Origin of the sequence: Sphaerotilus sp. (assembly GCF_041083715.1) — a bacterium.
In the GTDB taxonomy this organism is placed as follows: domain Bacteria; phylum Pseudomonadota; class Gammaproteobacteria; order Burkholderiales; family Burkholderiaceae_C; genus Sphaerotilus.
This window is the reverse complement of sequence record NZ_JBFPGY010000278.1, coordinates 1-7,156: the sequence shown is the minus strand read 5'-3', so window position 1 is coordinate 7,156 and position 7,156 is coordinate 1. Positions and strand designations below refer to the sequence as shown.

Sequence of the window (7,156 nt, the reverse complement as noted above, 5' to 3'; positions counted from 1 at the left end):
CAGCGCGAGGAGGTGCTCAAGAACGATCCGGCGGAACTCGCCGTGATCCGGCAGCTGCAGGTGCGTGCGGACGATGCGCTGCGCAAGCTTGCCGATGTGCGCCAGGCGATGGTCGATGACGCCGAGACGCTGTCTGCCCAGGTCAAGGCGCTGCAGGTCGCCGATGCGGCGCCGGCACGGGTGCAGCAGGCCGAGCGGCGACTGCTGAGTCGCCCCCAGACGGAAAGTGCTGCCCGCATCGCCTATCAGCATGAATACGACGATGCCCGGCAACGGGCGCGGCCGCTGGGTGGCATGCCGCCCCAGGCGCAACCGATTGCCGCCGGCAATCCGCGGGGAGATGCGGTCGCACGGGAAGCCTATGAAGTCGGGCGGCGCAATTTCCTGGCGCTGGTGCTGTGTCTGATGCTGGGCACGGCCGCGATGCCGCATGTGCTGACGCGCTACTACACGACGCCGTCGGTCAGCGAGGCGCGGCGGTCGGTGGCGTGGTCGCTGTTCTTCATCGCGCTGCTGTATCTGGCGGCACCGGCGCTGGCGGTGATGGTCAAGTACGAGGTGTTCACCAACCTGATCGGCACGCCCTTCGATCAACTGCCCGGCTGGATCCGGCGCTGGTCCAAGCTCGACCCATCGCTGGTTTCGGTCGAGGACATCAATGGCGACGGCCTGCTGCAACTGGCCGAGTTGCATCTCGGCGGGGACGTCATCGTGCTGGCTGCGCCCGAGATCGGCGGCTTGCCGCTCGTGGTGACCTATCTGGTGGCTGCGGGCGGGCTGGCGGCGGCGCTGTCCACGGCGGATGGGCTGCTGCTGACCATCTCGAACGCGCTGTCGCATGACCTGTATTTCCGGCTCATCAATCCGCGTGCGCCGGCGATGCGGCGGGTGATGCTGTCGAAGTTCCTGGTGCTGGTGGTCGCGCTGCTGGCCGCGTTCATCGCGTCCATGCGGTTTGCGGACATCCTGCAGTTCGTCGCGGCGGCGTTTTCGCTCGCGGCGGCGACGTTCTTTCCGGCGCTGGTGATGGGGATTTTCTGGCGGCGTGCCAACCGCGCCGGCGCGGTGCTGGGCATGTTGTCGGGCCTGGCGGTGTGCGCCTATTACATGGTGACCAACCACGAACTGCTGCGCCGGGTATTCGGCATCGCCAGGCCCTTGCAGGACTGTGCCTGGTGGGGCATCGACCCGATGGCGGCTGGCGTGTTCGGCGCGCCGGCCGGCGCGTTGGTGCTGGTGGTCGCCAGCCTGCTGTCGCCACCGCCAGGGCCGGCAGAGCAGGCCGTGGTGGACCGTCTGCGCACGCCGGGATGGTCGTAGCAGCCCGGCTACGCCCGTTTCCGGAATCGGGCTATAATGGCAGGCTTTTCTCTTGCTGCACCCGTTTCTTGACGCGACGGGGCGGCTTCCGCAACAGGAATCCATGAGGAGTATCCATGCGTCACTATGAAATCGTGCTGCTGGTCCATCCGGACCAGAGCGAGCAAGTTCCAGCCATGCTGGAGCGTTACAAGGCTCTGGTGGCCGCGTCCGGTGGTCAGATCCACCGTGTCGAAGACTGGGGTCGCTTCCAGTTGGCTTACCTGATCAACAAGCTGGCCAAGGCGCACTACCTGTGCCTGAACATCGAATGCAGCAAGGAAACCCTGGCTGAAATCGAAACCGGCTTCCGCTTCAACGACGCAGTCCTGCGCCACCTGACGGTTCGTCGCGACAAGGCCGAAACCGGTCCTTCGTCGATGATGAAGCGCGTGGAGAAGGAAGAAGCGCGCAAGTCGTCGTCCCAGCAGGAAACGAGCAACTGATGATGGCAGACGCCTGCCACGCCCCGATGGTCAACCAGGTGCTGCTTGCAGCCCAGGTCATCGAGCGTGCGGCCATGCGCTATACCCCGGCAGGTCTGCCGGCGCTGGATGTGCGATTGGCTCACGCCTCGCAGATCGAGCACGCCGGACACCCCAGGCAGGTCAGCGTGGAAATCCATGCGACGGCCCTCGGGGACACTGCCCGCCAGCTGGAAAAGCTGGCTGTCGGTGAATCCGCGGTCTTCCACGGATTCCTGGGCAAGCAGCGCAGTGGTCGGGGCGTCATGTTCCACATCCGTCAGCTCGACACCAGTCCCAACGTTCCAGTATTGACTTAGGAGGTTGTCATGCCCCCGCCACGTGGTAAGTTTTCCAAGGACCGCAAGGTCAAGCGCAACCAGCAATCCCTGCTGTTCAAGCGCAAGCGTTTCTGCCGCTTCACTGTCGCCGGTGTCGAATCGATCGATTACAAGGATCTCGACATCCTGCGTGATTTCGTCGGCGAGAACGGCAAGATCACCCCGGCCCGCCTGACCGGCACCCGTGCGATCTACCAGCGCCAGCTGACGACCGCGATCAAGCGTGCGCGCTTCCTCGCGATGCTGCCGTACAGCGACCAGCACAAGGTCTGAGGAGTCCGGTATGCAAGTGATCCTGCTCGAAAAAGTGGCCAACCTCGGCACCCTGGGTGACGTGGTCAAGGTCAAGGACGGCTACGCCCGCAATTTCCTGATCCCGACCGGTGCCGCTCGTCGCGCGACCGAAAAGGCCATCAAGGAATTCGAAGTCCGCCGCGCCGAACTCGAAAAAGTGCTGGCTGACAAGCTGGCTGCCGCACAGGCCGAAGGCGAAAAGCTGGCTGGCAAGACCCTCACCATCGCCCAGAAGGCCGGTGTGGACGGTCGTCTGTTTGGCTCGGTGACCAACGCCGACGTGGCCGAGGCCCTCAAGGCCGCTGGCTTCGCCGTGTCGAAGGCCCAGGTCCGCATGCCCAATGGCCCGCTGAAGGTCGTTGGGGCACAGACCGTGGCGGTTGCGCTGCACCATGACGTCGTGGTCGATGTGACCGTGGCTGTCGTCGGCGCAACGGACTGATCCCAGTCCCTGTGCTTGCGCCGTGCTCGCCACGGCGCTCCTGAAGGCCGGCGCATGCCGGCCTTTTTCATGCGGCCAGCGCTCTGTGGCTTGCCCGCTGTCCATCCCCCCGACTCCCGACCTATCATCGAACGATGTCTTCCCTGTCATCCGGATCCATGATGCCGTCCTCCCGGGGCGGTGACGAAGAGGTCGCGCGCCTGCGCGTGCCTCCCCATTCGGTCGAGGCCGAACAGAGCGTGCTCGGCGGTCTGCTGCTCGACAACAGCGCGTCCGACCGCGCCGGTGACCTGCTGACCGACAACGATTTCTACCGCTACGAGCACAAGCTGATCTACGGCGCCATCATGGCGCTGATCAGTGGCAACAAGCCGGCAGACGTCATCACCGTCTTCGAGCACCTGCAAAGTCTGGGCAAATCGGACGATGTGGGCGGTCTGGGCTATCTGAATGCACTGGCCAACAGCGTGCCCGGCGCAGCCAACCTGCGCCGCTATGCCGAGATCGTCCGCGAGCGGGCCATCCTGCGCAAGCTGGTCGAGACCAGCGACGAGATCGCCACCAAGGCGCTCAATCCGCAGGGCACACCGGTATCGATCATCCTCGACGAGGCCGAGAGCAAGATCTTCAAGATCGGCGAAGAAGGCTCGCGCAACAAGCAGGGCTTCCATTCGCTCGACAACCTGGTCGTGTCGCTGATCGACCGGGTGCAGGAACTGGCCGACAGCGGCGCAGGCGAAGTGACCGGTGTTCCCAGTGGCTTCATCGACCTCGATCGCATGACCGCGGGTTTCCAGGGCGGCGATCTGATCATCCTGGCGGCACGGCCCTCGATGGGCAAGACCGCATTCGCGCTCAACATCGCTGAGCATGTGGCCGTCAAGGAACGCAAGCCCGTCGTGGTGTTCTCGATGGAAATGGGCGCGTCGCAGCTGGCGTTGCGGATGGTCGGCTCGCTCGGCCGCATCGACCAGCAGCACCTGCGCACCGGTGCGCTCAACGACGACGAGTGGGGGCGCTTGTCCGAAGTGCTGGACCTGCTGCATGGCGTGCATCTCTTCATCGACGAAACCCCTGCACTGACACCGGGGGAAGTCCGCGCCCGCGCCCGACGCCAGGCTCGGCAGTTCGGTCAGCTCGGCCTGATCGTGGTCGACTACCTGCAGCTGATGAGTGGCTCCGGTTCCAGCAGCGGCGAGAACCGGGCGACCGAGATCAGCGAGATCTCGCGTGGTCTGAAGGCGCTGGCCAAGGAGTTGCAGTGCCCCGTGATTGCACTGTCGCAGCTCAACCGATCGGTGGAAACACGCACCGACAAGCGACCGATGATGAGCGATCTTCGCGAATCTGGTGCAATCGAACAGGATGCAGACGTCATCATGTTCATCTACCGCGACGACTACTACAACAAGGACTCGAAGGAGCCGGGGGTGGCGGAGATCGTGATTGGCAAGCAGCGGAATGGCCCGGTGGGCACGGTCAAGCTGGCGTTCATGAAGCCGCTGACCAAGTTCGAGAATCTGGCGCCTGGCAGCTACGGCGGCGAATACTGACCGGTCGCCGGATGGCTGCGCATGAAAAAGGGGCCTCGCGGCCCCTTCGGCGTTGTGGAAACGCGGTGGGTCAGTCGTCGCTGCCGAAGCCGATGCCGAAGAGCATCAGCAGGTTCTGGAACACGTTGTAGAGGTCCAGATACAGCGCCAGCGTCGCGCTGATGTAGTTGGTCTCGCCGCCGTCGATGATGCGCCGCAGGTCGTAGAGCATGAAGGCCGAGAAGATGCCGATGGCCAGCACCGACAGCGCCATCATCATCGCGCTCGACTGCACGAACAGGTTGATGACCATGGCAACCACCAGCACGACAGCGCCGACGAACAGGAACTTGCCCATGCCCGACAGATCGCGCTTGATCACGCTGGCCAGCGTGGCCATCGCGAAGAACACGCCCGCGGTGCCACCGAAGGCCAGCATGATCAGCGTGGCGCCGTTGCCCATGCCGAGCACGACTGCCAGCAGGCGTGACAGCATCAGTCCCATGAAGAAGGTGAAACCGAGCAGTACACCCACGCCCGCCGCAGAGTTCTTCGTCTTCTCGATCGCGAACATGAAGCCGAAGGCGCCGGTCAGGAACAGGATCGTCGACAGACCGTTGCCCATGGTGGCCATGAGTCTGGTGGAAACGCCGAGCCAGGCGCCCAGCACAGTGGGCACCATCGAGACAGCGAGCAGCAGGTAGGTGTTGCGCAGCACGCGGTTCTGCTGCGCAGCCAGCGCGCCTTGACCAGACGTGCCGGGGAAGGTGGGCAGGCGTTCGTTCATGGAGCCTCCAGAGGGATGTGAAGAAGAATGGCAGGTGGTTGGAGCCTGCAGGGTCAGTTTAGTTCCGGGCGGTGCGCCATGGGAAGCGGCGCGGTAAAGTGCGACGCTTTGTGTTTCCCCCATCAGGACAACAGGACCGATTCCATGAAGACCAAGCCCGTATTGACGCTCGACGACACCCGCCGCATCGCCCAAGCTGCTGAAGCTGAAGCCACAGGCAACCATTGGGCTGTGACGATCGCCATCGTCGACGATGGCGGACACCTGCTGTGGCTGCAACGGCTGGATGGCGCGGCACCACTGTCGGCCCACATCGCGCCGGCGAAGGCCCACACGGCTGCACTGGGGCAGCGCGAGTCGCGTGTCTATGAGGAGATGATCAACCAGGGGCGGCATTCGTTTCTGAGCGCGCCTGCGGTGGAGGGCCTGCTGGAAGGCGGTGTGCCGATCATGGTGCAAGGCCTCTGTGTCGGGGCGGTGGGGGTCAGTGGCGTGAAGTCGAGCGAAGATGCGCAGGTGGCACGCGCGGGCATTGCCGCACTCGTGACGGGAGCCTGAACCGTGTTCGGACCCGATGTCGAAGTCCGGGTGCTGGATGCACGGCTGCATGCCTGGGGTCTGCCCCGCTACCAGAGCGAGCAGGCGGCCGGTATCGATCTGATCGCGTGCCTGGACGCACCACTGGAGATCCATCCGCAGGCGCAGGCGCAACTGGTGCCTACCGGGTTGGCGTTGCACATGAACAGTGCAGCCTTCTGTGCGGTGATCGTGCCGCGCTCAGGCCTGGGTCACAAGAAGGGACTGATCCTGGGCAACAGCATCGGGATCATCGATGCGGACTACATGGCCCAGTGCTATGTGAGCGTCTGGAACCGCAATCCGGCGGATGCACCGATCGTGATCCAGCCGGGCGACCGGATTGCGCAGATGCTGTTCGTGCCGATCCTGCGGCCCCGGCTGGTGGTCGTGGATGAGTTCACGGCCACCAGCGAGCGGGGGGTGGGCGGATTCGGATCAACAGGTGTTGCCAGCACATCGGCCTGAGCGGACAGTGGCCAGCCGGGCGAGGGCGGTCAGTGCAGGGTCGTGCCAGGCGGCACCACGCTGAACAGGCCACCTTCGCCTTCACCGTCGCCGACGCTTCCCTGGGCGATCTCGGCCTCGGTCGCCTCGCGCACATCCCGGACCTCCAGCTGCAGCACCAGCGCGACGCCGGCCAGCGGATGGTTGCCGTCCAGCACCACGTGGGTGTCGTAGACCTCGGTGACGGTGTAGATGACGTCTGCAGGCATGTCCGGGGTAGCGCTGCCGGGCGGTGGTCCCTCGAACTGCATGCCGGGCGAGACCTCGTCCGGAAAGATGGTGCGTTCTTCGAAGAACACCAGTTCGGCGTGGTACTCGCCAAAGGCGTGTTCCGGCTCCAGATGGAGCGTGTTCTGGTAACCGACGCCTTGGCCGGTGAGAACTTCTTCGACCTTGGCGAACAGGTCGTCGCCACCGAAATAGAACTCGACGGGATCGCCGAGATCGTCGATCAGTTGGCCATGGGCGTCTTCGAGTCGCCAAGTCAGGCTGACGACGCAAGGGGCTGATATCTGCATGGTTGACATCATCTCATGCGCGCGCGCCCGCGATCGCCGGCCGGCGGGCCGGCACAATGCAGGGATGAACCATTCTTCCGGCCTTTCGCGACAGTTGCACCCTGATGCAGCTGTTCCTCCGCTCGATCAACCCGCCGTGTTGCTGGGCGGGTTGAGTCCTGCTGATTTCATGCACCAGCACTGGCAACGCATGCCGCTGCTGGTGCGCCAGGCCTTGCCGGGTGTCCAGCCGCCACTGACGCGCGCGGAACTCTTCAAGCTGGCCGAAAGCGAGGAGGTGGAGTCCCGCCTCGTGACACGCCGTGGCCGGGGGGCAGACGAAGTCTGGCACCTCGA

The 7,156-nt window shown here is 64.5% G+C and carries 10 protein-coding genes and 1 pseudogene; 9 read left to right on the top strand and 2 right to left on the bottom strand.

The features are described from left to right. The 6 genes from AB3X43_RS12675 to dnaB all read left to right on the top strand — a co-directional run. The coding region (locus AB3X43_RS12675; protein ID WP_369430214.1) for a VC_2705 family sodium/solute symporter at positions 1–1,320 on the top strand (1,320 nt) is incomplete at its 5' end. A 116-nt stretch (positions 1,321–1,436) separates the two neighbouring features. Further along, positions 1,437–1,805, top strand: coding sequence for a 30S ribosomal protein S6 (rpsF, locus tag AB3X43_RS12670; protein WP_179635079.1), 369 nt, complete (start codon positions 1,437–1,439; stop codon positions 1,803–1,805). Beyond that, complete coding sequence (gene priB, locus AB3X43_RS12665; RefSeq protein ID WP_369430213.1) at positions 1,805–2,143, top strand: primosomal replication protein N; 339 nt, start codon at positions 1,805–1,807, stop codon at positions 2,141–2,143. Before rpsF ends, priB begins: the two co-directional genes overlap by 1 nt. 9 nt (positions 2,144–2,152) lie before the next feature. After that, positions 2,153–2,437, top strand: a complete 285-nt coding sequence (gene rpsR / locus AB3X43_RS12660) for a 30S ribosomal protein S18 (RefSeq protein WP_179635080.1) — start codon at positions 2,153–2,155, stop codon at positions 2,435–2,437. A 10-nt stretch (positions 2,438–2,447) separates the two neighbouring features. Further along, positions 2,448–2,900 (top strand): 50S ribosomal protein L9, encoded by a 453-nt coding sequence (rplI, locus tag AB3X43_RS12655; RefSeq protein ID WP_369430212.1) that lies wholly within the window; start codon positions 2,448–2,450, stop codon positions 2,898–2,900. Positions 2,901–3,034: 134 nt separating this feature from the next. Further along, positions 3,035–4,453, top strand: a complete 1,419-nt coding sequence (gene dnaB, locus AB3X43_RS12650; protein ID WP_369430211.1) for a replicative DNA helicase — start codon at positions 3,035–3,037, stop codon at positions 4,451–4,453. Between the two features lie 70 nt (positions 4,454–4,523). Here dnaB and AB3X43_RS12645 read toward each other — a convergent pair whose 3' ends face one another. Beyond that, entirely contained in the window at positions 4,524–5,219 is a 696-nt protein-coding gene (locus AB3X43_RS12645; RefSeq protein WP_369430210.1) for a Bax inhibitor-1/YccA family protein, read from the bottom strand. A 144-nt stretch (positions 5,220–5,363) separates the two neighbouring features. On the opposite strand from AB3X43_RS12645, the gene AB3X43_RS12640 reads away from it, so the two are divergent. Further along, positions 5,364–5,777 (top strand): GlcG/HbpS family heme-binding protein, encoded by a 414-nt coding sequence (locus tag AB3X43_RS12640; protein ID WP_369430209.1) that lies wholly within the window; start codon positions 5,364–5,366, stop codon positions 5,775–5,777. 3 nt (positions 5,778–5,780) lie between these two features. Beyond that, positions 5,781–6,263 carry a dUTP diphosphatase gene (gene dut, locus AB3X43_RS12635; protein ID WP_369430208.1) on the top strand — a complete coding sequence of 161 codons (483 nt, stop codon included), beginning with the start codon at positions 5,781–5,783 and terminating at the stop codon, positions 6,261–6,263. Between the two features lie 29 nt (positions 6,264–6,292). Here the strand turns inward: dut and AB3X43_RS12630 are convergent, their stop codons facing one another. Continuing rightward, entirely contained in the window at positions 6,293–6,820 is a 528-nt protein-coding gene (locus AB3X43_RS12630) for an FKBP-type peptidyl-prolyl cis-trans isomerase (RefSeq protein WP_369430207.1), read from the bottom strand. A 64-nt stretch (positions 6,821–6,884) separates the two neighbouring features. Between AB3X43_RS12630 and AB3X43_RS12625 the strand changes: the two are divergent. After that, positions 6,885–7,156 (top strand): annotated as a pseudogene (locus AB3X43_RS12625) (hypothetical protein); the annotation flags it as partial.

Bases quoted from the DNA above. Each gene is read 5' to 3' on its own strand.
- rpsR (WP_179635080.1), top strand. From the start codon at position 2,153: ATGCCCCCGCCACGTGGTAAGTTTTCCAAGGACCGCAAGGTCAAGCGC.
- AB3X43_RS12645 (WP_369430210.1), bottom strand. From the start codon at position 5,219: ATGAACGAACGCCTGCCCACCTTCCCCGGCACGTCTGGTCAAGGCGCG.
- rplI (WP_369430212.1), top strand. From the start codon at position 2,448: ATGCAAGTGATCCTGCTCGAAAAAGTGGCCAACCTCGGCACCCTGGGT.
- rpsF (WP_179635079.1), top strand. From the start codon at position 1,437: ATGCGTCACTATGAAATCGTGCTGCTGGTCCATCCGGACCAGAGCGAG.
- AB3X43_RS12630 (WP_369430207.1), bottom strand. From the start codon at position 6,820: ATGCAGATATCAGCCCCTTGCGTCGTCAGCCTGACTTGGCGACTCGAA.
- dnaB (WP_369430211.1), top strand. From the start codon at position 3,035: ATGTCTTCCCTGTCATCCGGATCCATGATGCCGTCCTCCCGGGGCGGT.
- priB (WP_369430213.1), top strand. From the start codon at position 1,805: ATGATGGCAGACGCCTGCCACGCCCCGATGGTCAACCAGGTGCTGCTT.
- AB3X43_RS12640 (WP_369430209.1), top strand. From the start codon at position 5,364: ATGAAGACCAAGCCCGTATTGACGCTCGACGACACCCGCCGCATCGCC.